General features: G+C 37.1%; 27 protein-coding genes. 18 read left to right on the plus strand and 9 right to left on the minus strand.

Going from position 1 to position 26,338, the window contains the following annotated elements:
* Positions 1-23: 23 nt before the first annotated feature.
* The gene (locus ACKWCD_RS06750) at positions 24-986 is read left to right on the plus strand and encodes a carbohydrate kinase family protein (protein ID WP_413983184.1); all 963 of its coding nucleotides are present in this window, start codon (positions 24-26) and stop codon (positions 984-986) included.
* Here ACKWCD_RS06750 and ACKWCD_RS06755 read toward each other — a convergent pair.
* From ACKWCD_RS06755 to ACKWCD_RS06765, 3 genes are read right to left on the minus strand one after another with little or no spacing between them, the layout of a single operon-like run.
* Entirely contained in the window at positions 983-2,119 is a 1,137-nt protein-coding gene (locus ACKWCD_RS06755) for an ATP-binding protein (RefSeq protein ID WP_413983185.1), read from the minus strand. The genes ACKWCD_RS06750 and ACKWCD_RS06755 overlap by 4 nt on opposite strands.
* Complete coding sequence (locus tag ACKWCD_RS06760) at positions 2,116-2,871, minus strand: SDR family NAD(P)-dependent oxidoreductase (protein WP_413983186.1); 756 nt, start codon at positions 2,869-2,871, stop codon at positions 2,116-2,118. Before ACKWCD_RS06760 ends, ACKWCD_RS06755 begins: the two co-directional genes overlap by 4 nt.
* An 18-nt stretch (positions 2,872-2,889) precedes the next feature.
* Positions 2,890-3,765, minus strand: coding sequence for an aldo/keto reductase (locus ACKWCD_RS06765; RefSeq protein WP_413983187.1), 876 nt, complete (start codon positions 3,763-3,765; stop codon positions 2,890-2,892).
* A gap of 355 nt (positions 3,766-4,120) precedes the next feature.
* Between ACKWCD_RS06765 and ACKWCD_RS06770 the strand changes: the two genes are divergently transcribed.
* The 14 genes from ACKWCD_RS06770 (at position 4,121) to ACKWCD_RS06835 (ending at position 19,409) form a co-directional block, all read left to right on the plus strand.
* Positions 4,121-5,122, plus strand: coding sequence for an AAA family ATPase (locus ACKWCD_RS06770; protein WP_413983188.1), 1,002 nt, complete (start codon positions 4,121-4,123; stop codon positions 5,120-5,122).
* Positions 5,123-5,202: 80 nt separating this feature from the next.
* On the plus strand, positions 5,203-6,069 hold the full coding sequence (locus tag ACKWCD_RS06775; RefSeq protein WP_413983189.1) for a DUF58 domain-containing protein: 867 nt from the start codon (positions 5,203-5,205) through the stop codon (positions 6,067-6,069).
* Between the two features lie 6 nt (positions 6,070-6,075).
* The gene (locus ACKWCD_RS06780; protein ID WP_413983190.1) at positions 6,076-7,737 is read left to right on the plus strand and encodes a hypothetical protein; all 1,662 of its coding nucleotides are present in this window, start codon (positions 6,076-6,078) and stop codon (positions 7,735-7,737) included.
* Positions 7,737-8,735: a vWA domain-containing protein gene (locus tag ACKWCD_RS06785; RefSeq protein ID WP_413983191.1), complete on the plus strand. Its 999-nt coding sequence runs from the start codon at positions 7,737-7,739 to the stop codon at positions 8,733-8,735. Before ACKWCD_RS06780 ends, ACKWCD_RS06785 begins: the two co-directional genes overlap by 1 nt.
* 3 nt (positions 8,736-8,738) lie before the next feature.
* Positions 8,739-9,782: a VWA domain-containing protein gene (locus ACKWCD_RS06790; RefSeq protein WP_413983192.1), complete on the plus strand. Its 1,044-nt coding sequence runs from the start codon at positions 8,739-8,741 to the stop codon at positions 9,780-9,782.
* A gap of 5 nt (positions 9,783-9,787) precedes the next feature.
* The gene (locus ACKWCD_RS06795; protein WP_413983193.1) at positions 9,788-10,645 is read left to right on the plus strand and encodes a tetratricopeptide repeat protein; all 858 of its coding nucleotides are present in this window, start codon (positions 9,788-9,790) and stop codon (positions 10,643-10,645) included.
* 8 nt (positions 10,646-10,653) lie between these two features.
* Positions 10,654-12,426: a BatD family protein gene (locus ACKWCD_RS06800; protein ID WP_413983194.1), complete on the plus strand. Its 1,773-nt coding sequence runs from the start codon at positions 10,654-10,656 to the stop codon at positions 12,424-12,426.
* A 2-nt stretch (positions 12,427-12,428) separates the two neighbouring features.
* Complete coding sequence (locus tag ACKWCD_RS06805; protein ID WP_413983195.1) at positions 12,429-13,187, plus strand: tetratricopeptide repeat protein; 759 nt, start codon at positions 12,429-12,431, stop codon at positions 13,185-13,187.
* A gap of 64 nt (positions 13,188-13,251) precedes the next feature.
* Positions 13,252-13,536 (plus strand): hypothetical protein, encoded by a 285-nt coding sequence (locus tag ACKWCD_RS06810; RefSeq protein ID WP_413983196.1) that lies wholly within the window; start codon positions 13,252-13,254, stop codon positions 13,534-13,536.
* Positions 13,537-13,608: 72 nt separating this feature from the next.
* A complete protein-coding gene (locus tag ACKWCD_RS06815; RefSeq protein ID WP_413983197.1) occupies positions 13,609-15,183 on the plus strand; it encodes a SulP family inorganic anion transporter in 1,575 nt (524 codons plus the stop codon).
* 45 nt (positions 15,184-15,228) lie between these two features.
* Complete coding sequence (locus ACKWCD_RS06820; protein ID WP_413983198.1) at positions 15,229-15,855, plus strand: carbonic anhydrase family protein; 627 nt, start codon at positions 15,229-15,231, stop codon at positions 15,853-15,855.
* A 105-nt stretch (positions 15,856-15,960) separates the two neighbouring features.
* Positions 15,961-17,826, plus strand: a complete 1,866-nt coding sequence (locus tag ACKWCD_RS06825; protein WP_413983199.1) for a SulP family inorganic anion transporter — start codon at positions 15,961-15,963, stop codon at positions 17,824-17,826.
* A gap of 112 nt (positions 17,827-17,938) precedes the next feature.
* Positions 17,939-18,958, plus strand: coding sequence for a phenylalanine--tRNA ligase subunit alpha (gene pheS / locus ACKWCD_RS06830; RefSeq protein ID WP_413983200.1), 1,020 nt, complete (start codon positions 17,939-17,941; stop codon positions 18,956-18,958).
* Between the two features lie 55 nt (positions 18,959-19,013).
* Entirely contained in the window at positions 19,014-19,409 is a 396-nt protein-coding gene (locus ACKWCD_RS06835; protein ID WP_413983201.1) for a hypothetical protein, read from the plus strand.
* On the opposite strand, the gene ACKWCD_RS06840 is transcribed toward ACKWCD_RS06835, so the two are convergent.
* Entirely contained in the window at positions 19,410-19,904 is a 495-nt protein-coding gene (locus ACKWCD_RS06840) for a YciI family protein (RefSeq protein ID WP_413983202.1), read from the minus strand.
* A gap of 3 nt (positions 19,905-19,907) precedes the next feature.
* The gene (locus ACKWCD_RS06845) at positions 19,908-20,375 is read right to left on the minus strand and encodes a CYTH domain-containing protein (RefSeq protein WP_413984112.1); all 468 of its coding nucleotides are present in this window, start codon (positions 20,373-20,375) and stop codon (positions 19,908-19,910) included.
* Positions 20,376-20,414: 39 nt separating this feature from the next.
* On the opposite strand from ACKWCD_RS06845, the gene dinB reads away from it, so the two are divergent.
* Entirely contained in the window at positions 20,415-21,515 is a 1,101-nt protein-coding gene (gene dinB, locus ACKWCD_RS06850) for a DNA polymerase IV (protein WP_413983203.1), read from the plus strand.
* Positions 21,516-21,664: 149 nt separating this feature from the next.
* A complete protein-coding gene (locus ACKWCD_RS06855) occupies positions 21,665-21,817 on the plus strand; it encodes a hypothetical protein (RefSeq protein ID WP_413983204.1) in 153 nt (50 codons plus the stop codon).
* Positions 21,818-21,886: 69 nt separating this feature from the next.
* On the opposite strand, the gene ACKWCD_RS06860 is transcribed toward ACKWCD_RS06855, so the two are convergent.
* From ACKWCD_RS06860 to ACKWCD_RS06870, 3 genes are all read right to left on the minus strand, one after another.
* Positions 21,887-22,276 (minus strand): cupredoxin domain-containing protein, encoded by a 390-nt coding sequence (locus ACKWCD_RS06860; protein ID WP_413983205.1) that lies wholly within the window; start codon positions 22,274-22,276, stop codon positions 21,887-21,889.
* Positions 22,277-22,380: 104 nt separating this feature from the next.
* Entirely contained in the window at positions 22,381-22,929 is a 549-nt protein-coding gene (locus tag ACKWCD_RS06865; RefSeq protein WP_413984113.1) for a carboxymuconolactone decarboxylase family protein, read from the minus strand.
* 275 nt (positions 22,930-23,204) lie between these two features.
* Positions 23,205-24,053: a helix-turn-helix domain-containing protein gene (locus ACKWCD_RS06870; protein ID WP_413983206.1), complete on the minus strand. Its 849-nt coding sequence runs from the start codon at positions 24,051-24,053 to the stop codon at positions 23,205-23,207.
* A gap of 245 nt (positions 24,054-24,298) precedes the next feature.
* Here ACKWCD_RS06870 and ACKWCD_RS06875 point away from each other — a divergent pair, with 245 nt between their 5' ends.
* Positions 24,299-24,820: a PAS domain-containing protein gene (locus tag ACKWCD_RS06875; protein ID WP_413983207.1), complete on the plus strand. Its 522-nt coding sequence runs from the start codon at positions 24,299-24,301 to the stop codon at positions 24,818-24,820.
* Positions 24,821-24,894: 74 nt separating this feature from the next.
* Here ACKWCD_RS06875 and pyk read toward each other — a convergent pair whose 3' ends face one another.
* Positions 24,895-26,337: a pyruvate kinase gene (gene pyk, locus ACKWCD_RS06880; protein ID WP_413983208.1), complete on the minus strand. Its 1,443-nt coding sequence runs from the start codon at positions 26,335-26,337 to the stop codon at positions 24,895-24,897.
* Between the last annotated feature and the right edge of the window lies 1 nt (position 26,338).

Genomic DNA, 26,338 nt, shown 5'->3' on the forward strand with positions numbered 1-26,338 from the left:
CCACCTTTTAGCAGTCGACTTAAATGAGAAATGTATATTGTATTGGTGAACTTCTGATCGATTTTGTTGCGGAAAAACAAGGGAATGATCTTTCAAAAGCGAATGAGTTTGCAAAAAAAGCCGGAGGAGCACCTGCAAATGTTGCTTGTGCCATTTCGAAATTGGGAGGTAAAAGCAAGTTCGTAGGCTGCGTAGGTAACGACCCTTTTGGTGATTTTCTACTTGATATTTTAGAAGAAAATGACGTAGATATTTCATTAGCGCAACGTTCAAAAACATTTACCACCTTGGCATTTGTTTCTCTAGCTGAAGACGGCGAGCGCGATTTTGTTTTTAGCAGAGGTGCCGACAAAAAATTGGTATACGATTCATCATTAAAAAATGATTTCAAAGAAAGTATAATACACCTCGGTGCTGCTACGGCATTACTAGGGGGAGATCTCGAAAAAGCATATGGGCGTTACTTTTTTGATGCCCTAACACAAGGTGCTTTTATTAGCTTTGACCCAAATTTCAGAGGTGACCTTTGGAGAGATGAAGAAGCGGTTTTTGTGAAAAAATGTATGCCCTTTATTGAAAAAGCCCATTTGTGTAAGTTCAGTCTTGAAGAAGCTCAATTGCTTTCTGGAAAAAAAGACCTTACTGAAGCGAGTAATTTTCTACATGAAGTCGGAGCAAAAATTATTGCTATCACCTTAGGTGGTGAAGGTACTTTTGTAAGCACTACAGAAATTAAAGAAATTATTCCAAGTATTAATGTAAAACCTATAGATACTACTGGGGCGGGTGATGCATTTATCGGTTGTCTGTTGCAACAAATTGCACGTCTTCAGAATCCAGATGAGGTTTTTGACGATTCTGCACTTTTACTTAAAATGGTCAAAAACGCAAACAAAGCTGGTGCCATAACAACAACGAATTATGGGGCGATTCCATCATTACCAACTCGTGATGAGGTCTTCGATTCGTCAGAACCTCACATTTAATTATATTTTACTTTACGCAAAATACGAAGAGATTCTTTTAGGGTCTGATAAATAGTTTTATTCTGTTTTTTTAGTAAAGGTCTTGCAAATTCCATTTGATCTTTAGCTTCTTCAAAGCCATTTAAGTAACAAATCAAATACGTATCAGGAAGGTGTTTCAAGTCGTTCAATTCAGATTTAGTGATGGCTATTTTCTTTTCTAATTTTCGCAATAATGCGTTGTTGGAATTCAAAATATGATGCAACGTTTTCTTATCATATTGTGGTGGTTCGAAAATCAAGTCACTTTGAATTTGATAAGTGCCATTATCTGAAAAAGTAATGACTACCTTTTCTAAAGGGAAATATTTTTGTTTCTCCCCTAACCCTAATTGAACATATTCTATTGTTGTAAAAGAATGTTCATCATACGATATAGTGACCTCGTCTAAAGTAGAGTAAAAAAGCTTCACTTGCTCGTTGATCAATTCGATATCAACTCTGGAAAAATAAGTTTCTCCTTTTACTTTTTTTTGATTCCCCGCCCAACAAACCACAAATTGCTCTTTAAAAACCTTGTAGTTACTTTCTAAATCTTTGTGTCGATTATTGATAAAATCGATAACCCCATCCAGAGTCAATTCAATATTATTTCTGGCGTGTTGTTCTATGGTGGCTACTGCTTCGACATTGATGTCTTTCAACTCAACATCATAAGCCTTGGGCATACTAATGCTGCCTTCTCGAAAAAAAACCATCCCTCCGTAATATTTCCAAATATTCTTTCGGAGAGCACATACCTTTCCATTAGATGTTATCGTAACTAGACCAACTACTTTCCCCTCCTCCAAATGGGGGAACGGAATATTCTCATAGGCTATTAAGGGGGGATTTTCTAAATAGGCATTAACAAGATTCTGAATCTTACTATCATCAAAAAAATCAACTCCAACAATTTTATTGTCTTCATCTTCAACACCTACAACTATAAATGAATTATTTCGCGGATTGCTGTTTGCTAGAGCGCAAACGTGTTTCAGAAATTTGGCCTTCCCCTCCTTCTGGCCAATAGCTATAAATCGCTTTTTGTCGTAAAAACTATTCTCGTCGTTGTGCGCGAGAAGGTTTTTGACTAAAAGGCGCTTATTAATCATAAATTCTTATTCACAATTGTTGAAGATGCCTGAGCAGTTGGCATAACTACCAAATCTGCAATATTTACGTGATACGGGCGTGTAACCACAAAATGAATAATGTCAGCAATATCTTCTGCCTTAAGGGCTTGAAAACCCTTGTAAACAGTTTCTGCCCGTTCTGAATCACCTTTAAAACGAACATCACTAAACTCGGTTTCCACAAGTCCGGGGTTTACTGCCCCTACTCTTATTCCATGTGCATTTAAATCCAATCGCATGCCTTGATTTATGGCATCAACCGCGTGTTTGCTTGCACAATACACATTGCCTCTGGGGTATACTTCTTTTCCCGCAGTTGAACCAATATTGATGATATGACCTGCTTTTCTGGCAACCATTTGAGGAATTATAGCTTTTGATATATATAGCAATCCCTTTACATTAATGTCTAGCATTGCATCCCAATCTTCAAGACTTCCCTCATCAATCGTATCTAGTCCATGTGCGTTTCCAGCGTTGTTAACTAAAATGTCAATTTTTGCAAAATCCTCTGGTAAAGATGTAATTGCATTAGAAACCAACTCTTTATCCCGAACATCGAAATTTAGGGTATGCACTTTTGTTTTCGAACCAAGTTCTGATTTGAGTTCATCCAACCGCTCTTGTCGCCTCCCACATAGAATTAAACGAATTCCATTTTCGGCAAATAGTTCTGACGTAGCTTTGCCGATACCGCTTGTAGCTCCTGTTATTAATGCTGTTTTATTCATTTAATGTTGTTCTTTAATTTATGGGACTTCATGTCCTTTACTAGCTTCTAAAAGTAGAAACCAGTCTTCTAATTCTAAATCTATTTGAGTGGCTTCCATGGATGCCTTTAATCGTTCTTTTGAAGCAGTACCCACAACCGGAAACACTCCTGAAGGATGTTTTAAAATCCACGCCAACAACAATTGGTCAGCAGTTGCATTATACTTTGTTAGTAAGGGTTCAATAGATTTAGAAATTCGCTTTGTTTGTGAATTATCTTCTCGAAAATAGGATCCTAACGGACTCCAAGACATCGCCATTCGCTCCTTTATCAGGCAGTCATCTAAAGAACCATCATACATCACTTCGTTCGCTGTCAATGAAAATTCTACTTGATTTCCTGAAACTGGAATTGCAGTCTCTAGCACCGCTATTTGTGTAGGGTTGAAGTTCGACACGCCAAAGGACTTGATTTTTCCATCTTCCAATAACCTTGAAATAGCTTCAGCAATTGGTTCGGGATTTAGCAATGGACTAGGGCGGTGTAATAAAAAAAGATCCAGATATTCTGTTTTTAAGTTTTCAAGAGATTGTTCAGCAGACCTGATGATGTAGTCTTTGGAATAATCATAATGTTTGACCTTATTTGACCTTGAATCATCAACCATTTGTATACCACATTTAGTGATGAATTGCACCTTATCTCTTTGAATATTGCTTTGAGCAAATGCATTTCCGTAGTCTTTTTCAGTTGAATACCCCCCGTAAATATCGGCATGGTCGAAGGTTGAAATACCTTGTTCCACACAAAAGTGTATCAGTTCAGTCATTTCTTCGGTATCGAATTTTTTACCCCAACGGCCCCAGGTCATGGTTCCTGCAATAATCTTTGAAAAGTCTTTTTTATCTCCCATAGGTTGGTGAAATTATAAAATAATATGGCAATTTTAGGTAGGAATTTACCGATTTTAAGCTTCTTTTATTTTTCCTATCTTTCGAAAGTTTCATTGTGTAAAAATCTATTCATTAAAATGTTAAAAAAGAAATCGTGACCGAAATACTCGCTACCCCTCGAAGAATGGATATTTTGAAATTTACCAATAGTCATGAAATGATTCAAAAAAACTGTAAATCCCTTAAAAACTTCATAAAAATAAAGGGATACCGAATTTTTTAACCAATCGTTAACAGCTACTCAATGAATAAATTTTCAATTTGCACCACCATAAAAAGGTAAACCAATCAGTACCTGAAATTTTAAATGTATATATGGAAGAAAATACTACTGTTGACATTAGCGCAGTAAATGAAAAAATAGCACAAGAAAGCGCTTTTATTGATTTATTGATTTTGGAGATGAACAAGGTAATCGTTGGTCAAAAACATATGATCGAACGATTACTCATCGGACTTTTAGGCCAGGGTCATATTCTACTGGAAGGTGTGCCCGGGCTTGCAAAAACCTTAGCCATCAATACACTTTCGAAAGCCGTTAAAGGAGAGTTCAGTCGTATTCAGTTTACACCTGACTTGTTGCCTGCGGATGTAGTGGGCACCATGATTTACAATATGAAGGTCAATGATTTTTCTATCAAGAAGGGGCCTATTTTCGCCAACTTTGTTTTGGCTGATGAAATCAACCGTGCACCGGCGAAAGTACAATCGGCTTTGCTTGAAGCAATGCAAGAAAAACAAGTAACCATTGGTGATGAGACTTTTATTTTAGACAAGCCTTTTTTAGTTATGGCTACCCAAAACCCTGTAGAGCAAGAAGGAACTTACCCATTGCCTGAGGCGCAAGTCGACCGTTTTATGTTGAAAACGGTTATCGACTACCCAAAGATGAATGAAGAGCAAATGATTATGCGTCAGAATTTGAAGGGAGCTTACGATGAGGTAAAACCTGTGGTAACGCTTAAGCAAATCTTGAGTGCGCAACAGGCGGTTCGTGAAGTCTATATGGATGAAAAAATAGAAAAGTACATTCTAGATATCGTATTTGCCACGCGTTATCCTGAGAAATACAATCTTGAAAATTTAAAGCCGCTAATTAGTTTTGGAGCATCTCCTCGTGGAAGTATTAACCTCGGAACGGCTGCCAAATGCTATGCCTTTATCAAGAGAAGAGGCTATGTAGTACCCGAAGATGTTCGAGCTGTCGTACACGACGTACTAAGACATCGTATAGGCATTACCTATGAGGCAGAGGCTGAAAACATAACTTCCGAAGAAATTATCAATAAGATAGTTAACGAAATTGAAGTACCCTAAAAACAGTTAGCAGTAGCAGTGGGCAGTAATCTTCTGAAATTACACCTGCCTACTGCTACTGGATACTGCTCACTGAATTCATGGATACTAAAGAATTACTTAAAAAAGTTCGTAAAATCGAGATAAAGACACGTCGTCTTTCCGACCATATTTTTGGTGGGGAATACCACTCTACCTTTAAAGGTCGTGGTATGACCTTTAGTGAGGTTCGCCAGTATCAATTTGGTGATGATGTTCGAAGTATCGACTGGAATGTCACCGCTCGTTATAATGAGCCTTATGTAAAAGTTTTTGAAGAGGAGCGTGAACTGACAATGATGTTGATGGTTGACGTGAGTGGTTCAGAACTCTTCGGAACCTCCAATCAAATCAAAAAAGAAATCATTACCGAAATATCTGCCACACTTGCTTTCTCGGCACTACAGAATAATGATAAGGCAGGTTTGATACTCTTTTCTGATGAAGTTGAGCTTTTTATTCCTCCGAAAAAAGGAAAAAGCCATGTACTCAGAATCATTCGTGAGCTTTTGGAATTCAAACCAAAAAGCAATAAAACAGATATCGCCGGGGCTTTGAAGTATCTCACTAATGTAATGAAGAAAAAAGCCATTGTTTTTGTGCTTTCCGATTTCATTGCTGAGGATTATGAGCGAACAATGAAAATCATAGGAAACAAACATGATGTAACCGGCATTCGTGTTTATGATGAGCGAGAGGAATCGATCCCCAATTTAGGAATGGTACAAATGCAAGATTTTGAAACCGGAAAGATTCAACTGGTTAATACACAATCAAAAAGTGTCCGAAATGCCTACTCCAACTATCATCGTGAGCGTGTTGCGTATTTCAAAGAAACTTTCACCAAATCAGGTTCGGGAGTTTTAGATTGTCGAGTAGATGAGAGCTATGTAAAAAAATTATTGGGTTATTTTAAGCGAAGAGGATAGATGCTAATGAGGAATGAAAAATTGAAAATTGAAAATTGTAATCACCTACTAAGGTGGAACGCTGCTTTATGCTTTTTTCTCTCTTTTGCTTTCTCCGGATATGCCCAATCTACACCGAAAATCACTTCTGAAATTGATACTACATTTATTAAAATTGGCGAACAGATTATTTGGACAGTTACCGTCGAAGTCGATTCAACCAAAAATGTAATCTTTCCTGAAGGACAGACCTTTTCGCCTTTAGAAACTGTTGAAGCTTTTAAAACAGATACTACGAGAAAAAAGGATAGGTTTACCCTTGAAAAATCATATGCGCTTACCCAATTTGACTCGGGTTCTTATAAACTCCCCATGCAACGTATTGATATTGAGGGCCAGGGCTTTTTTACAGATTCTTCACGAATCAATGTAGCCACCGTAACGGTTGATACGCTCAATCAAAAAATGTATGACATCAAAGACCTGATGGTAGTTGAAAAAAGTCATTCAGGTTGGTGGAAAATAGCCTTATGGGTTTTACTTGGTTTGGCTATTCTAGCAGGATTGTTCTATTGGTTCGTATTCCGTAAAAAGCCGTTGACCGAAGAGGAAAAAGTGGCTATGCTTCCTCCGTACGACCGTGCGATGTTGGAGTTGAAAAAATTGGAGAATTCGAAATACCTTATTCAAGATGAATATAAAAAATACTATTCCGAATTAACGGATATTGTGCGCTCCTATTTAGAGGAAGATGTAAATGTATCCGCCTTAGAAAGTACTACCGACCAGCTTATCGAAAAATTGGAATTAATGACCGATTCAGGCGAATTGGAATTGGACAAAGACACGATTTCTCAATTCAAAAGAATACTTCAAACTGCAGATTTGGTCAAATTTGCAAAATCAAAACCTGATACTTCAGTTGCAGAGCAGGACAGAAAATCTATCGAGAACATTGTAGAGAAAACGCATGAAGCTCTCCCAGAACCTACGGAAGAAGAGTTAATGCAGCAAGCAGAATACCTTGAAGAACTAGAAAAGAAAAAACAAAAGAAACGAATCATTATTGCGGCTGTAAGTTTAGCAGGTCTAATCTTCATATCTGTAATCGCAGCTTCAGCATATTTTGGTTTTCAGTATACGAAAGATACGATTTTAGGGCATCCTACTAAAGAATTATTAGATGGTGAATGGGTAAGAAGTTCTTATGGGTATCCTCCTGTTATTTTAGAAACACCTAAGGTTTTAGTGCGCGAAGAGGTTAAGCTTCCGCCCGAGGCGCAAGCGCAAATTAAAGAGTTACAGGTATTCGGTTATCGCAGTTCCATAGGTTTATTCACCATGGTTAGCTCTTCAATGTCGTTGGTCAATCCTGAACAAGAACCTGAATTTGAGCAATCTATTGAAGCAACCATTAAAGAATTTGAAAAAAATGGAGCTAAAAATATTATCACAAAGCAAGAAGAATTTAAAACCATTTCAGGTGTAACTGGCATCAAAGTTTTTGGAAGTGGAAAATTTTCAGTTCCAGAATCTAAAGAATTGATTCGAGGAAAATATACCTTAATCATGTTTGGGGGAAAAGGTTTTCAGCAGCAGGTAATTCTAACATGGTTAGATGACGACACCTATGCCCAAGAGATTGTAGATAGAATTTTAGCAACCCTAGAAGTAAAATTAGAATCCTAATGTTTAAAGATATTCAATTTGCGAATCCAGATTTCTTTTGGTTGCTTCTACTGCTTCCTCTGGCTGCGCTGTGGTACTTTTTTAAACGTAAAGAGCAAACACCATCACTTAAAATATCAACGATAAAAGGGTTTTCTTCTCAAGGATTTCTTCCGAAGTTAAAACCGCTATTATTCCTATTACGCCTTTTGGCCTTGACGGCGATAATTGTTGCCATAGCGAGACCACAAACCAAAGACGTATCTACAAGAACCAAAACTACAAAGGGAATCGATATTGTAATGGCAATTGATGTTTCTTCAAGTATGCTGGCTAGAGATTTGAAACCTAATCGTTTGTCGGCATTAAAAAAGGTTGCGGCAGATTTCATACGTAAACGCCCGAATGACAGAATAGGATTGGTTGCATATGCTGGAGAAGGCTATACAAAAACCCCGATTACAAGTGATAAATCGATTGTTTTGAGTGCCCTTCGTGAAATCACATATGGACAATTGAACGACGGAACAGCTATCGGAATGGGTCTGGCAACTTCGGTAAACCGTCTAAAGGAGAGTAAAGCAATTAGCAAGATTATCATTTTATTAACGGACGGTGTCAACAATTCTGGCTTTATTGAACCTCAAACAGCAGCGGACTTGGCGATTGAATTCGATATCAAGACCTATACAATAGGTTTAGGAACTAATGGAAACGCATTATCGCCAGTTTCTTATAATGCAGATGGCTCATTCAGATACGGTATGCGTCAAGTAGAAATTGATGAAGAGCTATTGAAAGATATTGCAAAAGTTACTGGAGGAAAATATTTTAGAGCCACCAATAATGAAAAGCTTGAAGAGATTTACGACGAAATCAACAAGTTAGAGAAAACGGAAATCGAGGAGTTCAAATATACCCGATACGAAGAAAAGTTTCGCCCTTGGATATTCTTGGCAGGCGTGCTATTACTCTTAGAGTGGATTTTGAGAAATACCTTATTCCGAAGTTTTATATAGACTATGATTCAGTTCGACGAAAAAATATATTTCTATTTGCTAGGCATCATTCCCGTAGTGATTGTCCTTTTCGTGCTGCTTCAATTCTGGAAAAGGAAAACGCAGAAGAAATTTTCAAATCTTTCTTTGCTAAAACAATTGACTCCGGATAAATCGGATTTTAAATCGAGTTTGAAGTTGATTCTGTTTGTTTTAGGCTTAGCTTTTTTAACGCTTGGTTTAGTTAACCCAAAAATTGGAACAAAATTAGAAACGGTTAAGCGCGAAGGTGTCGATATCGTTTTTGCCGTTGATGTTTCTAAAAGTATGTTGGCTGAGGACATTGCCCCTAATAGACTAGAAAAATCAAAACGACTGGTTTCAGAAATCATTAACCAATTAGCCAGTGACAGAATAGGAATTATAGCCTATGCCGGGCAGGCTTTTCCACAACTTCCCATAACAACTGACTATGGTGCAGCAAAAATGTTTTTACAAAGCATGAATACAGATATGCTGACTTCGCAAGGAACAGCAATTGACCAAGCCATTGAATTAGCCACCACCTATTATGACGACGAAGACCAAACCAATCGGGTTTTATTTATCATTTCTGATGGAGAAGACCATTCTGAAGGAAGTGCGCTAAAAGCGGTTGAAGATGCAAAGGACGCTGGAATTCGAATCTTTACCATAGGTGTGGGTAAAGAGAAAGGTGCGCCCATTCCTATAAAAAGGAAAGGTGTTGTTGAAAGTTTGAAAAAAGATGCCCAAGGAGAAGTAGTCATTACAAAATTAAATGCAGAAGTTCTTGAAGATATCGCCGATGATGGAGACGGAGAATACATTGATGGTACAAATACAGAAGCGGCTGTCGAGTTCATCAAAGAGCAATTGAACCAAATGGACAAAAAAGAATTTGAGGCAAAGCAGTTTGCTGAATACAAAGACCAATTTCAATGGTTTTTGGGAGCAGGTCTATTATTGTTATTTTTAGATGTTTTTGTTCTAGATAGAAAAACGCAATGGTTGCGAAAGTTGAATTTATTTAACGAAAAAAGAAACTAGGTTCTATGAAAACGTATATCCTATTTTTTGCTACACTGTTTGGTTTTTTTGCCCATGCTCAAGATGAGGAGAAAGATAAAGCTAAGGCTCTTGAGGCTTCTACGAATCTCACCTGGGATGCCAATAAGGCATTATCCGAATCAAAGTTTGTTGATGCGGAAGTTGATTACAGAAAAGCAATTGCAAAAAGTGGTGATAATGCCGCTGCTCCTTATAACTTAGGTAACGCCTATTATAATAAAGAAACTTACAGCGAGGCTTTTGGGCGTTATAAAGAGGCAGGTGAAACAGCAACCGACAAAAAGAGCAAGCATAAGGCCTATCATAACATGGGTAATGTTTTTATGAAGCGTAAGGAGTATGAAAAAGCGGTCGAGGCATACAAAGAAGCACTTCGAAATGACCCAACTGATGAAGAAACACGCTACAACTTAGCCTTAGCAAAAGAAATGCTTAAAAAACAGCAAGACGAGCAAAAGAACGACGAGAATAAAGACGACAAAGAAAACAAGGATAAGGACAAGAAGGAAGACGAAAACAAAGACAAGAACGAGGATAAAAAGGAAGGTGACGACGGAGATAAAAAAGACAACAAAGACCAAGACGAAAAAGATAAAGGAGATAAAGGCGACGAAGAAAAAGAAGACAATAAAGAAGGGGAGGGCGACAAAAAAGAGAAACAAGAGAAGAAACCTGAAGATGATAAGCAAGGAGAGCAAAAACAACCTCGACCTAATCAGCTATCAAAACAGCAAATTCAAAATTTGCTAGAGGCCATGCAAAACGAAGAGAAAAAAGTACAACAGAAAATTGACGCCAAGAAAGTAAAGGGCGTTAAAGTGAAAAACGAAAAAGACTGGTAGTGTTCATTATGCTTAAAAGAAACATACTGCTATTTCCCTTGCTTTTTTTAGCATTTATTTCAAGTGCTCAAGATACTGATGCTGTTACTTTCGAAATGTTGGTGAGTAAAGAAAAGTTGGGTATTAATGAACGGCTGCGTGTTGACTTTTCTATGAATAAAGATGGTGATGATTTTAATCCGCCAGATTTCTCTGGTTTTAGGGTGCTTATGGGGCCTTCGCAATCGATCAGTTCTTCATGGGTTAACGGAGTACGAAGCTATTCCAAAACCTACTCCTACACGCTCGCCCCAACGAAACAAGGTAAAATCAATATCAGGCAAGCCTCTATTACCATTGATGGAAAAGTATATAAATCGCTTGCCAAACAAATTGAGGTTACTGCCGCCGTAGATAGACCTAATGGTCAAAAAACCGTAGATGATGTTGCGGACGAAAGTCTACATCTTGTGGCAGAAGTCTCGAAGTCTAATCCGTATATGAACGAAGCGGTTAGTGTCGTTTACAAGTTATATGTTAGTCCGTCAATAAGTGTCTCTAACTATCGCCCATTAGACAATCCGAAATACAATAATTTCTGGAGTCAAGACATTCCGGTTTCTGTTCGAAACGCAAAAAATGGAACTTATAAAGGCAAACAATATCGCTATGTAATTTTAAAACGAGTTGTACTCTACCCACAGAAATCAGGAAAATTAGAAATTGAACCGCTTTCTTTGGATGTTACTGTGGATGTACCTACCAATAAGCGCGATTTCTTTGGAGGAAGAATTTATTCCCAAACCAACAAAACCGTTTCCGCAGGGAGGCGAATCATAAATGTAAAAGCACTACCGAGCGAAGGAAAACCAGCCGACTTTGGCGGTGCTGTCGGAAATTTTGATTTCGCAGTTACATCCAGTAAAAATAGTTTAAATGCTTCTGAATCGCTTCAATTGAAATTAGAGGTCAATGGGAAAGGAAATTTGAAGTTATTCCAATTACCAGAAGCTACCCTCCCAAGTTCTCTTGAGGTATATGAACCTGAGTTTGATGAAAAAGTGCGTACGACACTATCCGGAATGCAGGGAAAAGTATCGAATAGTTATACGATAGTACCGTCATTCCGTGGAAAATATCCCATCCAGCCGATTTCATTCAGTTATTTTGATCCCAAAATAGAACAGTACAAAACGCTCTCTTCAGATGAGATTCTTATCAATGTTCTTGAAGGTCCTACAAGTGCAAGTAGTACTACTTCATCTCCTTCGAGGAACAAACAAAACGTAATTACTACTGGCGATAAATTCAATTTCATCAAACTAAAGCCAAATCTTAGTACCATTGGAACTAACTATTTTTTAGGTTCTACATGTTTCTATCTTTGGTTGTTGCTGCCGTTGTTACTTATTCCGATCGCCATTCTTTTTGGAAAAAAACGTGACGCCATTGCAAGTGATGTGGCTGGAAATAAAGTAAGAAGAGCAAATAAGCTCGCCCGAAAATATTTATCCGCAGCTAAAAAATCATTAGGTAACAAAGAAGCATTTTATATTGCGCTAGAAAAGGGACTTCACAATTACTTAAAGGCAAAGCTTAAAATAGAGACCTCAGAATTTAGCAAAGATAAAATCGCGACATTGCTTATTGAAAAACAAGCAGATGACACCACCAAAGATGGTTTCATCGCATTGCTCAAGAATTGTGAAATGGCACGTTATAGTCCTTTTTCAGATGTTCAAATGCAGCAGGACTATGACAAGGCCAGTGAGGTGATTTCATATTTAGACAAACAATTGTAAGAATGAAAAGCATATTTACTTTTCTGCTCATCCTATTTTCCTTTTCTGTTCAAGCACAGAATGAAGCGCTTTTTAATAACGCCACAGAAGCATATAATAAAGGTGATTACAATAAAGCGATAGAAAATTACTTAGAAATTGTTGAGGCTGGGCAGCACTCGGCAGAGCTTTATTTTAATTTAGGCAACTCCTATTACAAAATAAATCAAGTTGCGCCAAGTATATACTACTATGAAAAGGCACTCTTACTAAAACCAAATGACACTGACATAAAAAACAATTTGGGGTATGCCCAAAATATGACTCTCGACGCCATTGAGTTAATGCCAGAGACGGGGCTATCAAAAGTTTATCAAGAAATTACTGGCTTCTTATCCTTTGACCAGTGGGCATATGCAGCAGTGGTATTCATGATACTTTTCGTGCTTCTGTATATTGGTTTCTATTACTTGAAATATGCCACGCAAAAACGAATAGCTTTCATTACCAGTATTGTTTCATTATTAATAGCAATAGTCTCCGTTATTTTTGCCTTTCTTCAATATGCTGACTTCGAAGCTGATCAACCGGCTATTGTTTTTGACAATGAGGTAAAAGTTACGGCGGAACCCAATGAAAGAAGTCAAGCAGTTTTCACACTTCACGAAGGCACAAAACTTAATGTGCTGGAAGAATTAAAAGATTATAAGAAAATTCGAATAGCAGATGGTCAGACCGGTTGGCTAAATTCACAAAGCATAAGACTGTTGAAAGATTTTTAAATTTTCTTTAACAGAAAAATAATAGTATTACTGTTATATTAGCGCTCTGTTGCAATAATTTTCTATGAAATCATCAGTACTTATCACTTTAGCTTTCTTGCTAGCCACGGCTATTTTGGCGCCGTCTGTTCTAACTTTGACTAGTATCGATGATTCTGTTGTAACCATTGATTTCAATGAAGAAGAGAAGAAAGAAGAGGGTAAAGAAAAAGATTTTTTTTTGAATGCTAACTTCAATTCCCTAGCCCAGTTTAAATGTGAAAAAATAACAATTTCATCTTTTTACCTTGAAAAGATTTACACAACTTCACTGTCAATTTTGTTGCCTCCCCCTGAATTTATCGCTTAGATATATTTCAATCGATTTTCCAATAAACTAATCAATCTCATCACGGCTAAAAAGCCTTTTATCTTTTAAATTATGTTTAAGCATTTAAAAAACGACTTGCCTGCAAGTATCGTTGTATTTTTCGTAGCTCTTCCCCTATGTCTAGGAATAGCATTAGCAAGTGGCGCTCCACTATTTTCAGGTTTAATAGCAGGTATTGTAGGCGGTATTGTGGTTGGGGCAATAAGCGGTTCAAATATAGGGGTTAGCGGCCCTGCAGCTGGCCTTGCGGCTATTGTTTTATTAGCAATTGATGAACTCGGTTTTCAGATATTTCTTTCTGCCGTAGTACTCGGAGGGGTTATTCAAATCATCTTTGGCATAGCCAAATTAGGCATCATTGGGTATTTTTTCCCAACTTCTGTAATACGTGGTATGCTAACCGGTATTGGAATTATTATAATTTTAAAGCAGATACCTCACTTTTTAGGGGATGATGATGATCCTGAAGGAGACTTTGCTTTCTTTCAAATTGATGGTGAAAATACGTTTTCAGAAATCATAAACGCAATAGGAGATCCAAGTTTAGGGCCAACAATCGTAGGCTTTATTTCCTTGGCGATTTTAATCCTTTGGAGTAACGTGCTTTCTAAGAAAGGTAGATTTTTTGAGCTGGTTCAAGGTCCTTTAGTGGCTGTTGTCGTTGGTATTATTTATTACGTGGTTACCCAAGGAACAGATTTTGGAATAACAGAACAGCATCTAGTATCTTTAAGCGAAGATAGAAACACGGATGGTTTATTAACTCAATTTGTCACACCCGATTGGAGTCAGGTATTCACTACACCCGTACTAATCACCGCTTTTACTATTGCACTGGTGGCCAGTCTTGAAACACTCCTTTGTGTTGAGGCTACTGATAAACTAGACCCGGAAAAAGGGGTTACGCCAACTAATAGAGAATTATTAGCACAAGGTGCTGGAAATATCGTCTCTGGTTTTATTGGTGGTCTGCCGATAACACAAGTAATTGTCCGATCGTCTGCCAATATACAATCAGGAGGCAAGACCAAGATGTCAGCAATTATCCATGGATTTTTATTAATAGCTTCGGTGGCTGCAATTCCCTTTTTATTACAAATGATTCCCCTCTCTGTACTTGCTGCAGTACTCTTCATAGTAGGATATAAACTTGCTAAACCATCAACGTTTAAGGCAATGTATGATGGCGGATGGACACAGTTTGTCCCATTTATGGTTACCGTATTGGGAATTGTATTTATGGACCTCTTAAAAGGACTCGCCTTGGGGTTAATCGTGGGGATTGTAATTGTATTGTACAAAAGCTATAAAAACTCGCACTTTCTGCACACAGAGAATGATGACCCAACTGACGGAAAAGTAAAAATGACTCTTGCAGAAGAAGTTACCTTCTTTAATAAGGGTGCTATTTTAAAAGAGCTTGATGCAATCCCAGAAAATTCTTTTTTAGAGTTGGATGTGCGTAAAACACGTTACCTAGATTATGATATTATTGAAATTTTGGAAGATTTCGCGCACAAGGCTAAACAAAGAAACATTGATATTAAATTAGTCTCAGAAAGAGGTGTTGTTGAAAATCCACCCAGTTATATTGAGTTTTTTAAACTCCGACCAAAACTGAACTAGTTCATGTTCAAATAATAAACTTTATTGACTTAAAAAACATACGAAATGAAAGCACATACAAAAGAAACACAAGCAGGGATTTCACCAGATAAAGCTATAGCGCTTTTAAAAGAGGGGAATGAACGCTTTGTTGCCAGAAACATGGCAAGCCGTAATTTATTAGATCAAGTAAGCGACACCTCCTCGGGTCAATATCCATTTGCGACAATATTAAGTTGTATTGATTCAAGAGTATCAGCCGAACTTATTTTTGACCAAGGGGTTGGTGATATTTTTAGTGCGAGAGTAGCGGGTAACATTGTAAACGAAGACCTTCTCGGAAGTGTTGAATTTGCTTGTAAGCTAGCAGGCACAAAAGTATTTGTAATACTGGGGCATACGGCATGTGGTGCTGTCAAAGGCGCTTGTGACGATGCGAAGATGGGGAATTTAACCACTTTGTTACATAAAATAAAGCCGGCAGTAAGAGCAACTACAGAACCATCTGATGCTAGTCAGAGAAATTCAAAAAATAGTGCTTTTGTTGATGATGTAGTACGCAATAATGTACTACTGACCATTGAAGACACACGCAGTTTGAGTCCGGTATTAAAAGAAATGGAAGATAACGGTGAAATAAAAATAGTTGGGGCCATTTATGATATTAGTAACGGTAAAGTCACCTTTATATAGGCTCTTTCGACACTAGAAGATAAAAGCCAATGCAGCCGCATTGGCTTTTTCTTTTCTTAAAATATACTATCTTTCGATTGTTCAAAATTTACTTAAATCATACCTATGAAAAATCTCTTCTCTAACCTTCGAGGTGACCTCTTTGGAGGTATTACTGCTGGTATCGTCGCATTACCCTTAGCTCTTGCTTTTGGGGTAAGTTCAGGACTCGGACCGAGCGCAGGGTTATATGGAGCTATTTTTATCAGTTTTTTTGCCGCTCTTTTTGGAGGAACACCTACGCAGATTTCTGGGCCTACTGCACCCATGACTGCAGTAAGTATGGTAGTCATTGCCGGAATTATAGCCGCGAATGACGGTAGCGTTGCGCAGGCACTCCCTACAATTCTTATTGTTTTTCTCTTGGCAGGGTTGATACAAATCGTACTTGGCCTTACAGGGATTGGTATGTATATTAAGTACATTCCCTATCCCGTAGTTTCTGGGTTTATGACCGCGATTGGAATTATCATTTTAATCACACAAATACTTCCTGCGATTGGCTATTATCCGAAAGAGGATACTCAATTTGTAAATCAATTTATTCCTGAAGCACAAGAAGTAATTCTTAAAAACATCCTTAAGGAAGAAGTAGGCGAAGATGTTTTAAATCTTCAAGACTTTGTCGGCACTGTTGATCGGGCAAATGAAATTGATGAGGCAAGCAAGCTCAAAGAAGCGGGTACCCTCGCAAAAAAAGAAGCCTCTGGGGTAATAGGTACTCTTAAGGTTTTGCCCAGAGCATTACAAAATATCAAATGGCTAGAATTCCTTTTAGCGCTTGCAACAATTGTTATAATATATGGTTTCAAACGCATCACCACTGTAATACCAAGTACGTTGGTCGGTTTGCTAGTAGTCTCAGGCGTGGCTTATGCCTTTGATCTGAACTACATCCCTATCGAAGAAATTCCTTCAAGTTTTCCATTACCTAACCTTGAAATTTTTACACAATTCGATTTTAATTCCATCTCACCTTATTTGGTTGCTGCACTGGCTTTAGCACTATTAGGGTCTATTGATTCATTACTTACATCTGTCATCGCCGATAACATGACAAAAACGAAACACAAACCAAATAAGGAATTAATCGGACAAGGCATTGGAAATAGTATCGCAGCAATATTTGGAGGCATCCCGGGAGCAGGAGCCACTATTCGTACTGTAGTAAATATTAATGCAGGTGGTAAGACAAAATTATCAGGTATGATTGCAAGTATCATTTTACTTATCGTGATGCTTTCCTTGGCGCCTGTCGCTTCCCAAATTCCCGCTGCGGTTTTAGCTGGTATCTTAATAACAGTTGGTATTGGAGTTATGGATTACAAAGGACTAAAAGCGATACCAAATATGCCTAAGGATATCAAGTTTGGGCCTATTAGACTAAGCTCAGAGGTGATTATTATGCTAGTTGTACTCGTATTATCCTCTGTTTGGGATCTAGTATATGCCGTTGGTGTAGGACTAGTTATAGCATCGTTGATGTTCATGAAAAAAATGGGTGATCTCACCGCGAAACGTTCTGATGTTAAAACGCTGGCAGAAGAAGAATCTTGGGACGATGAGATGGGCTTTCCAGAAAATCTTCGCGACCAGGTATTTATTAAACACCTCAAAGGGCCCTTATTCTTTGGTTCTACTACCGAATTTCAGGCCTTGTCGGATCAAATACCCAATGATGCGGATGCGGTTATTATTCGTCTAGGGCGCGCACCTTACATGGATCAATCAGGATTGTATGCCATGGAAGAAGTACTATATGAGTTGATTAAAAATAAGATAACCGTCTTATTCGTGAATCTTCAGAAACAGCCGCGATACATGATGGAACGTATTGATATCATTCCTGACTTAATTCCTGAAGAACACATTTTTAATTCATTTGACGAATGTCTAAAATGGATTATGCAAAATGTGAAGGATAAGGTTTAAAACTAATTTTTCTTATAATACAGCATTTGTAAAAAGTAAAATGTGGTTTTTTGGCAGCCTCCAATGACATACTGCTTATAAAGTTTTAAATTTGCGATCTTATCGCACCACTATGATTGATAAAATCAAAGAACATATTGCCGAAGTAGAGCAGTTTACTGCAGATTCGAAAGAAGCTGTTGAGGCTTTCCGGATTAAATATTTGGGCAAAAAGGGACTACTAAAAGAATTCTTTGCTGAATTCAAAAATGTCGCCAATGATCAAAAGAAAGAATTTGGTCAGACCATTAATACCTTGCAGAAGGCCGCTACGGAAAAAGTAAATACCTTAAAAGAAAGTTTAGAAAACAGTTCGGAGTCTCAAGGTAATTATGATGACCTGACAAGACCTGGCTACCCAATTGAGTTGGGAGCTCGACATCCTATTTCCATAGTAAAAAATAAGATTATAGATATCTTTTCGAGAATAGGTTTCAACGTATCTGAGGGGCCAGAAATTGAAGATGATTGGCATAATTTTACCGCATTGAACCTTCCAGAGTATCACCCAGCTCGTGATATGCAGGATACGTTTTTCATTCAAACAAATCCTGATATTTTGTTGCGAACTCATACATCATCTGTACAAGTGCGTTATATGGAGAATAACAAACCTCCTATTCGAACAATTTCTCCAGGAAGAGTATATAGAAATGAAGCCATTTCGGCACGTTCTCACTGTTTCTTTCACCAGGTGGAAGGTTTATACATTGATAAGAACGTTTCTTTTGCAGATTTGAAGCAAACCCTACAATTCTTTACCACTGAACTATTTGGGAAGTCTAAAATACGTCTTCGACCTTCCTATTTTCCATTTACAGAACCTAGTGCTGAAGTTGATGTGTATTGGGGTCTGGAAACAGAAACGGATTATCGTATGACCAAAGGAACCGGTTGGCTCGAAATCATGGGCTGTGGTATGGTAGACCCGAATGTTCTCACGAACTGTGGTATTGATCCTGAAGAATATTCAGGTTTTGCCTTTGGAATGGGTATTGACCGTATTGCACTCTTATTGCACCAGATTTCTGATATTCGCTTATTAAGTGAAAATGATGTTCGCTTCTTAGAGCAGTTTAGAAGCGCTTTGTAAATCATAAACTTTCTTCAAGGTTTAATTTTATTCCCATTCAACAGATTCTTAGGGTATGAAAAAAGATATTGAAATACCGATTGCTAAAGACGTATATGTTGCAGCAGTCCATGAATGGAATGAAGAATTCTTATCTAAGGACTGGAACGCATATATTATAAACAATAGAGCCACCCAGATTGATATGGTTCTAATTGTTTCAAAAGGTTATGATGGCGAGCGAAAAACTTCTTTGATGCGGCATGCAATTGGTGTCGTTGATGCTAAATCTTTCCAAAAGATAGAATTGATCCAAGAAGATGTTCTTGCCCTAAACAATGAATTTTTTGTTACCTACTATGCAGAAAATAAAATCTATGAAAGGCGATTTATTTTTGAAAAGAATACGGTGAATGAGGCTAGTCTTTCGGAAATTCCCTTACTAGAAAAAGAAGGTGTTTTTGCAAAATAACTATCGGAGTGGAAAACCTTTAGCAGCCCACCAGGGGTGTATTTCAATTACCAATCTTCCTGCTTTTACCATGGGGTCGGCATTTGCCAAACTATCAGCCATTGCCTGCGTTGGTGTGTTATAGATGGTAATACCTCTAATATCTCCGTCATCTCCAAAAGGTCCCGAAATATCAGCATAACCTTCATCATACATTTTTCCTAAATGAGCCATATGCAAGGCTTGTAAACTATCAGCTTCTTCTTTGCCTTGTGAACGGTTTGGTCCTCTTTTTAAGAAAGCAATAAAATACTGCTGCATAAGAACTGTATCCTTCGTTTTCTCATCTACATAATCAAAGATTTCAAAACCCTTAGAGGTCAATTCTTCCTTGGCTTCCTGAACGGATTTCACTTCCTCTTTTACAACATTGGTTATCGTATCATTCTGATCTACAACTTCTTTGCAGCCAGCCAAAACCAAAGCAACAAGAATCAAAATTTTACTTTTCTTCATGATTTACCAGTTTTTGTACGGTTGTTTACTTAATTGGGAATTATAATATTTAATAGTTCCCGTAACTTCTCTTCCAAGCCATTCTGGTTTTTCAAAGGTTTCACCTTCGGTATTAAGTTCAATCTCAGCAATAACCAATCCTTGATTTTCTCCATGGAATTCATCAACCTCAAAAATATGCTTCCCCTGCGGGATTTCATATCTAGTCTTTTCAAGCACACCTTCTTCACATAATGTCAAAAGTGCCTCTGCTTCATTAGCATCTATTGATTTTTCCCATTCAAATCGTGAAGTTCCCGAAGTATTGGAAATACCTTTTACAGTTAAGAATCCAGAATCTCCCTTTATGCGGACTCTTACCGTTCTTTCAGGATGTGTATTTAGAAACCCTTGTATTATTCGTGTTTTGCAAGAAGCTTGTTCCTTGAATTGATTAGATTTCACCAAAAATTTACGCTCTATTTCGACCACTAGCTGGAGTATCAATTATATGTTCAATAAATTTACGATATGGAACCGGATTTCCCTTTACGAAAAATCATTCATGTTGATATGGATGCCTTCTACGCTTCTGTGGAGCAATTGGACAATCCCGATCTTCGAGGGAAACCAATCGCAGTAGGTGGAAGTTCTCAAAGAGGAGTCGTCTCTGCAGCCAGTTATGAGGCTCGTAAATTTGGCGTTCGTAGTGCCATGAGTAGTGTGATAGCGAAACGAAACTGCCCTGAACTGATATTTGTAAAGGCAAATTTTGATCGTTATAAAGAAATATCAAGAGCCATTCGCCAAATCTTCTATGACTATACTGATCTGGTTGAGCCTCTTTCTTTAGATGAAGCCTACCTAGATGTGACGGTGAACAAAAAAGGAAATCCATCAGCCACATTAATCGCTCAAGAAATTCGTCAACGTATTTTTGATGAATTACATTTAACGGCTTCTGCGGGAATCTCCATTAACAAATTCATTGCAAAGGTTGCAAGTGACTACAATAAACCTAATGGACAGAAAACTGTAAACCCCGAAGAGGTTATTCAATTTTTAGAAGATTTAGAAATTCGAAAATTCTATGGTGTTGGTAAAGTTACCGCAGAGAAAATGTATAAACTCGGTATTTTTACTGGTAAAGATTTAAAAACCAAGTCGCTTGAATTTTTGGATGAAAAGTTTGGTAAAAGTGGAAGCTATTATTATCATGTGGTTCGCGGCATTCATAATAATGAAGTAAAACCACATCGAATTCCAAAATCGGTTGGTGCTGAACGTACATTTAGTGAGAATTTAAGCAGTGAAATATTTATGCTTGAACGTTTAGAGCACATTGCTCAAGAGCTAGAACGTCGCCTTAAAAAGTCGAAAATTGCCGGAAAAACAATTACTTTAAAGATTAAGTATAGCGACTTTACGCTGCAAACAAGAAGTAAGACTCTTCCTTATTTCATATCTGACAAAGATTTAATCATTGAAACCGCTAAAGATTTATTATATCAAGATAATCTTGAGAACTCCGTACGACTATTAGGCATTTCGTTAGCAAATCTTAATACAGAAAAGAAAGAAACTAAAAAAGAAGATAATGAGGTTTTGGTTCAACTTCAGTTTGATTTTTAGTTTACTATTTCAGAAACTGAAAAAAATGTGTGTACTACACAATAAATTTCAAAAGTGTAATTCATCGAATAAATTCAATTTTTACAATAAAAGGAACAAACATGGGTTTTAGATAGACAATTTTTAATAATAACCTAAATCATTAAACCATGAAAATTTCTTTCAACAAACCAAAAATGATGGCCTTAGTTGCAATCTCTTTATTCGCTGTTTCTTGTAGCGTTAAAGGTGAGCTTGAAGATCTAGCTGAAGAACTTGAGGACACTACTACAACTGCTAAAGTTGAGCAATCTGTAGATTAATTACAGTTCTCTCAAAATAAAAAAAGACCCAGGCTTAAGTCTGGGTCTTTTTTTGTCTTTGATTTAAAACTAATTTACAATCAAAGTGTTATCTGTTGCCGTAGGGTTCATTGGGCAGAAATATACATATTCTCCCTTAGCCAATTTTGTAGGTTTAGAGGTTTGCTTTTTACCTGTTGCAACAACTTCAGTAACATAAGCTGTTTCAATATGGTTTTCAGGTTTGCTTATGTCTTTACCTTTAGGTACCAGAACAAAACCTACTTCATGCCCAACTGAGTTATTTGCAATTTCAAAAATATATGTCCCTTCTGAAACTGTAATTTGTTTTTGAGTAAACTCCCCAGGAGTCTGTTCTAAAGAAATAGTACTTACTATTTCTTTCATCATTTTATCTTGAGCATTCATTGAAAATACCACTCCGAATACTAATGTTACTACTGCGATTACTTTTTTCATAATTACTTACTTTTTGTCATTTCCGTCTTTGCGGAACTCTTTTGTTTAAAATATTCTTATTTCTTGACTGAGCTTAAACGGACAGCCTACGTTTTACTTTTGCACTAAGCCTCTATAACTTCTAAAGGTTGAACAGCGGGAAAATCAACAGGTACATCTGTTGTCTTATGGAGGTAATTAGATATTGTTTTGTCTCCAACTAATACAATTGTATCGACAAGATTTTCTTTTGTCCATCCTTCATTAAAGAACTGGTCAACAACTGTATTGTCAGCAGCTCCTCTAGTTTCAGTCAAGTTTTTTGCTAAACCAGCAAGTGCATTTAACTTTGAATCAAATGATGCTTGCCCCCCGCGCAATTCTAAGATTTGCGTATCAGTAAAACCATTCATTTTGCCGATAGCCGTATGTGCAGCAAGACAATAACTACAGCTATTTACCTCACTTACAGCAAGGTTAACTACTTCCTTTTGTTTCGCGTTTAACGAAGTTTTAGAGCCGCTAAGGGTTAGGTAATTTTCTAATGCATTTTCTGAATGGGCATAGGTTGCATATAGGTTTGGAACAAACCCTAAAGCTTTTTCTAAGTTGTCAAAAATCGCTTGATTTTTTTCGCTTACTTCTTCTCTTTTTGGAACATTAAATGTGCTCATAACTAATTGTGTTTTTATAAATATTATTTTAATGGGATATAAACGGCTTCTCGGTGTCACAATAAAAATCGTGATGATGCTTTTGCTCACAATGAGATTCCGCATTAATGGATTTCACTTTGGATTTTCTCGTATGACGAAAAATCTCTATCAAATTGAAAATGGATTTTATTTTTTCTTTCATCTCGCTTCGTTTTTAATTACAAGGCAAAGATGCGATACAAAAGAGGGTATGTGTTATTATGAATTGCCCGACGGCTTGTAGAAATTTCCCGTTAGGCAGAAACCGCTTTACTTTCGCGGTAATCTGTCGGCGAAAGGCTCGTCATTTTCTTGAAAAAACGACTGAAATGTGCGGGGTCATTGAAGCCGAGTTCATAGGCAATTTCTTGATTCTGTTTATCCGTGAAACGGATAAGTCGTTTTGCTTCTAAAGCTAAACGTTCTAAAATAATTTGTTGAGGTGACTTCTGATTGTATAATGCAAACAAGTTGGAAAGTGTCTTTGGACTTTTAAAAAGCAAGTCAGCATAATCACTCACTTTACGTTTAGTCTTATAATGCGTATCAACTAAAACATTGAATTTACGAACCACATCAATCTGTTCGTTATCTAATTTTTTGACAATCAATTGCTCTTTGGCCAACCGCGTGCAAATAATGATTAAACGTTTTAAAAGCATTTGCAACATATCACCTTGGATCTTATCAGGAGTAGTGAACTCATCTTCAAATACCTCATACAAGGTATTGAACTTTCTTTCTTGTTCTTTGGGAATTGTTACAATAGGAAGGTCTTGTGTTCCAAAAAACAAGATTCCATTACAGGACACTTCACTATCATGATCTGAGATACAGTAAAACTCCCTGTTAAATAAAAAAGCAGTTAAAGGAAGGTTTGAATTCTCATAAGATATTTTTTGCAAATATGTGGTAGTCATCAATTGATTCGGAAGCAAGTGCACTCTCAATCCGTCGACTTCCAATTCGGCAACGGTATTATTTCTATTCCATAAAATAGTTATGTTACCCTCATTTACAGAGAACCGATTTTCGTTAGTTTTGATATCATCTGTAAAGGCAAATAATGAGCCTATCTTCTTATCCTGGAATTCAAATTTCATGTGCTAATTGCTAATATGAGCTTAATTTCAAGGAATTAGTCTGTTTTTTTGTTCATCCTTACGCCTACAAAACCATTGTATTTCAGCCATTTATTAAACAAGACTGTTAATCATTGCTTTAAATTTTAACATAATTGAGGCTTTTTCTAATTTTAAAAAAATTGTTCTGTAAGAGGGAATTAATTCTTCTTCTGTTTCATAGATAAAATCATTTTGTCTTAGATATTTAAAGCCCATCCTGAAGTATGAAAGAGATTAAAAACTACGACCGTGCTGCCAATAAATTTTATAATCAATTGGATATAAAAAGTTTACCCTTAAACTCATGGGATTTATACGCTACTTTTTTTGATAAAGTCTGTCAGACTGGCAAAGATCTTTTTCAATTGCAAAATTTAGCTAAACTCAATAAGTGGTCGTACACAGTAGATTTTGACGAATCGTTGTTCAAAAAAGAACATGTTGTTGTAATTACTGATGCTCAATTAACTATTGTTCACGCTACTCAAAATATAAAAAGCATGAATGGTTACTCCGTGGAGGAGGTTTTGGGTAAAAAACCAAAAATGTTTCAAGGCGTGAATACATGTAAAGAGACTACAAAAAGTATTAGAACTGCAGTGGAAAACAAACAGCCATTTGAGGCAATCTTACTAAATTATAGAAAAGACGGTAGTACTTATAAATGTTGGATAAAAGGAGAACCTATATTTAGCAAATCTGGTGAAGTAGTAAACTTCATCGCCTATGAAAAAGAAGTAGCCTAAAGGTTAAGTGTTTAAGTGAAAGAGCCTGTTTATTTAAATAAACAGGCTCTTTATTATTTTAGTAAGTTTTTGAATTAAAAATTACAGGTCTCTATTTCAGTTACCCTCAAAGTATTTACCATACCCTTATCTTTAATCGGCATTGCGGCAAGACTAATTAGCATATCGCCTACATCTAAAAATCCCTTTTTACAGGCAATTTGGTTTACATCTTCTATAGTCTCATCTGTAGAAACATACTTGTCATAATAAAATGCCTTAACTCCCCATAACAAATTCAATTGACTAAGTATTCTTTTGTTAGAGGTGAAAACTAAAATATGTGCACTCGGCCTCCAAGCTGATATTTGAAATGCAGTATACCCGCTATTTGTCAATGTAGAAATCGCCTTTGCTTTGATTTCATTTGCCATAATCGCTGCATGATAACAAACAGATTTTGTAATGTATCTATTGGTGCGAATATGAGGTGGGTCGTGCGGCACATTTATTAATTCAGAACTTTCAACACTTTGCAGAATACTTGACATTTTCTCTATTACCTGCACAGGGTAGTTTCCTACTGAAGTCTCCCCTGAAAGCATGACAGCATCAGCCCCATCCATTACAGAATTAGCCACGTCATTAACCTCGGCACGAGTTGGTGTTAAACTGGTAATCATGGTTTCCATCATTTGAGTCGCGATGATCACAGGAATTCTAGCCTTTTTAGCTCTCAGTACAAGTTGCTTTTGAATCAAGGGAACTTCTTGTGCTGGAACCTCAACACCCAAATCACCACGAGCAACCATTAATCCGTCACAATAAGCAACAATCTTGTCAATATTCTCTACCGCTTCTGGTTTTTCGATTTTCGCAATAATCGGAATTTTATGTTCAGAATGTTCTTTAATAATGTTCTGAAGATCGATAAGATCTTGGCTGAATCGAACAAATGAAAGAGCTATCCAATCAACATCCAAAGAAATTGCAAAAATAGCGTCTTTTACATCCTTTTCTGTTAGGGCTGGTAAAGAGATATTGGTATTCGGTAAGTTTACTCCTTTTTTCGATTTTAATGGTCCTCCTTGAATTACTTTAGTTTGGACCTGATCTTTCCCATTGGTAGAAATCACTTCAAACATTAGTTTTCCATCATCTAGCAAAATTCGTTCTCCTGGCTTAACATCCTTTGGAAAATTGGTGTAATTCATATAAACCTTCTCCGAAGTTCCCTCAAAAGGTTCTCCAGTAACAAAGGTTATCTTGTCTTCAGGTGCTACAACGACCTCCCCTGCCATTACCCCAACACGTAATTTCGGACCCTGTAAATCCGCAAGAATAGAAGTATAAACCTGCATTTCTTCATTGAGCTCTCTAATCATTTTTACCCGAGCAATTACGTCATCATAATCAGCATGAGAAAAATTTATACGAAAGACGTCTACTCCTGCCTCAATCATTTTTTTCAACACCTCTTTTCTACTTGTAGCTGGACCTAAGGTTGCTACTATCTTTGTCTTTTTCTTACTTGGCATT

Source organism: Maribacter taeanensis, from assembly GCF_047345145.1.
GTDB lineage: Bacteria > Bacteroidota > Bacteroidia > Flavobacteriales > Flavobacteriaceae > Maribacter_C.

Coding starts and splice junctions, on each gene's coding strand:
- ACKWCD_RS06855 (WP_413983204.1), top strand. CDS start 21,665: ATGAAAATTTCTTTCAACAAACCAAAAATGATGGCCTTAGTTGCAATC.
- ACKWCD_RS06810 (WP_413983196.1), top strand. CDS start 13,252: ATGAAATCATCAGTACTTATCACTTTAGCTTTCTTGCTAGCCACGGCT.
- ACKWCD_RS06835 (WP_413983201.1), top strand. CDS start 19,014: ATGAAAAAAGATATTGAAATACCGATTGCTAAAGACGTATATGTTGCA.
- ACKWCD_RS06860 (WP_413983205.1), bottom strand. CDS start 22,276: ATGAAAAAAGTAATCGCAGTAGTAACATTAGTATTCGGAGTGGTATTT.
- ACKWCD_RS06755 (WP_413983185.1), bottom strand. CDS start 2,119: ATGATTAATAAGCGCCTTTTAGTCAAAAACCTTCTCGCGCACAACGAC.
- ACKWCD_RS06750 (WP_413983184.1), top strand. CDS start 24: ATGAGAAATGTATATTGTATTGGTGAACTTCTGATCGATTTTGTTGCG.
- ACKWCD_RS06820 (WP_413983198.1), top strand. CDS start 15,229: ATGAAAGCACATACAAAAGAAACACAAGCAGGGATTTCACCAGATAAA.
- ACKWCD_RS06770 (WP_413983188.1), top strand. CDS start 4,121: ATGGAAGAAAATACTACTGTTGACATTAGCGCAGTAAATGAAAAAATA.
- ACKWCD_RS06840 (WP_413983202.1), bottom strand. CDS start 19,904: ATGAAGAAAAGTAAAATTTTGATTCTTGTTGCTTTGGTTTTGGCTGGC.
- ACKWCD_RS06800 (WP_413983194.1), top strand. CDS start 10,654: ATGCTTAAAAGAAACATACTGCTATTTCCCTTGCTTTTTTTAGCATTT.
- ACKWCD_RS06760 (WP_413983186.1), bottom strand. CDS start 2,871: ATGAATAAAACAGCATTAATAACAGGAGCTACAAGCGGTATCGGCAAA.
- ACKWCD_RS06825 (WP_413983199.1), top strand. CDS start 15,961: ATGAAAAATCTCTTCTCTAACCTTCGAGGTGACCTCTTTGGAGGTATT.
- ACKWCD_RS06765 (WP_413983187.1), bottom strand. CDS start 3,765: ATGGGAGATAAAAAAGACTTTTCAAAGATTATTGCAGGAACCATGACC.
- ACKWCD_RS06805 (WP_413983195.1), top strand. CDS start 12,429: ATGAAAAGCATATTTACTTTTCTGCTCATCCTATTTTCCTTTTCTGTT.
- ACKWCD_RS06785 (WP_413983191.1), top strand. CDS start 7,737: ATGTTTAAAGATATTCAATTTGCGAATCCAGATTTCTTTTGGTTGCTT.
- pheS (WP_413983200.1), top strand. CDS start 17,939: ATGATTGATAAAATCAAAGAACATATTGCCGAAGTAGAGCAGTTTACT.
- ACKWCD_RS06790 (WP_413983192.1), top strand. CDS start 8,739: ATGATTCAGTTCGACGAAAAAATATATTTCTATTTGCTAGGCATCATT.
- ACKWCD_RS06815 (WP_413983197.1), top strand. CDS start 13,609: ATGTTTAAGCATTTAAAAAACGACTTGCCTGCAAGTATCGTTGTATTT.
- ACKWCD_RS06795 (WP_413983193.1), top strand. CDS start 9,788: ATGAAAACGTATATCCTATTTTTTGCTACACTGTTTGGTTTTTTTGCC.
- ACKWCD_RS06875 (WP_413983207.1), top strand. CDS start 24,299: ATGAAAGAGATTAAAAACTACGACCGTGCTGCCAATAAATTTTATAAT.
- ACKWCD_RS06775 (WP_413983189.1), top strand. CDS start 5,203: ATGGATACTAAAGAATTACTTAAAAAAGTTCGTAAAATCGAGATAAAG.
- ACKWCD_RS06865 (WP_413984113.1), bottom strand. CDS start 22,929: ATGAGCACATTTAATGTTCCAAAAAGAGAAGAAGTAAGCGAAAAAAAT.
- ACKWCD_RS06780 (WP_413983190.1), top strand. CDS start 6,076: ATGAGGAATGAAAAATTGAAAATTGAAAATTGTAATCACCTACTAAGG.
- ACKWCD_RS06870 (WP_413983206.1), bottom strand. CDS start 24,053: ATGAAATTTGAATTCCAGGATAAGAAGATAGGCTCATTATTTGCCTTT.
- pyk (WP_413983208.1), bottom strand. CDS start 26,337: ATGCCAAGTAAGAAAAAGACAAAGATAGTAGCAACCTTAGGTCCAGCT.
- dinB (WP_413983203.1), top strand. CDS start 20,415: ATGGAACCGGATTTCCCTTTACGAAAAATCATTCATGTTGATATGGAT.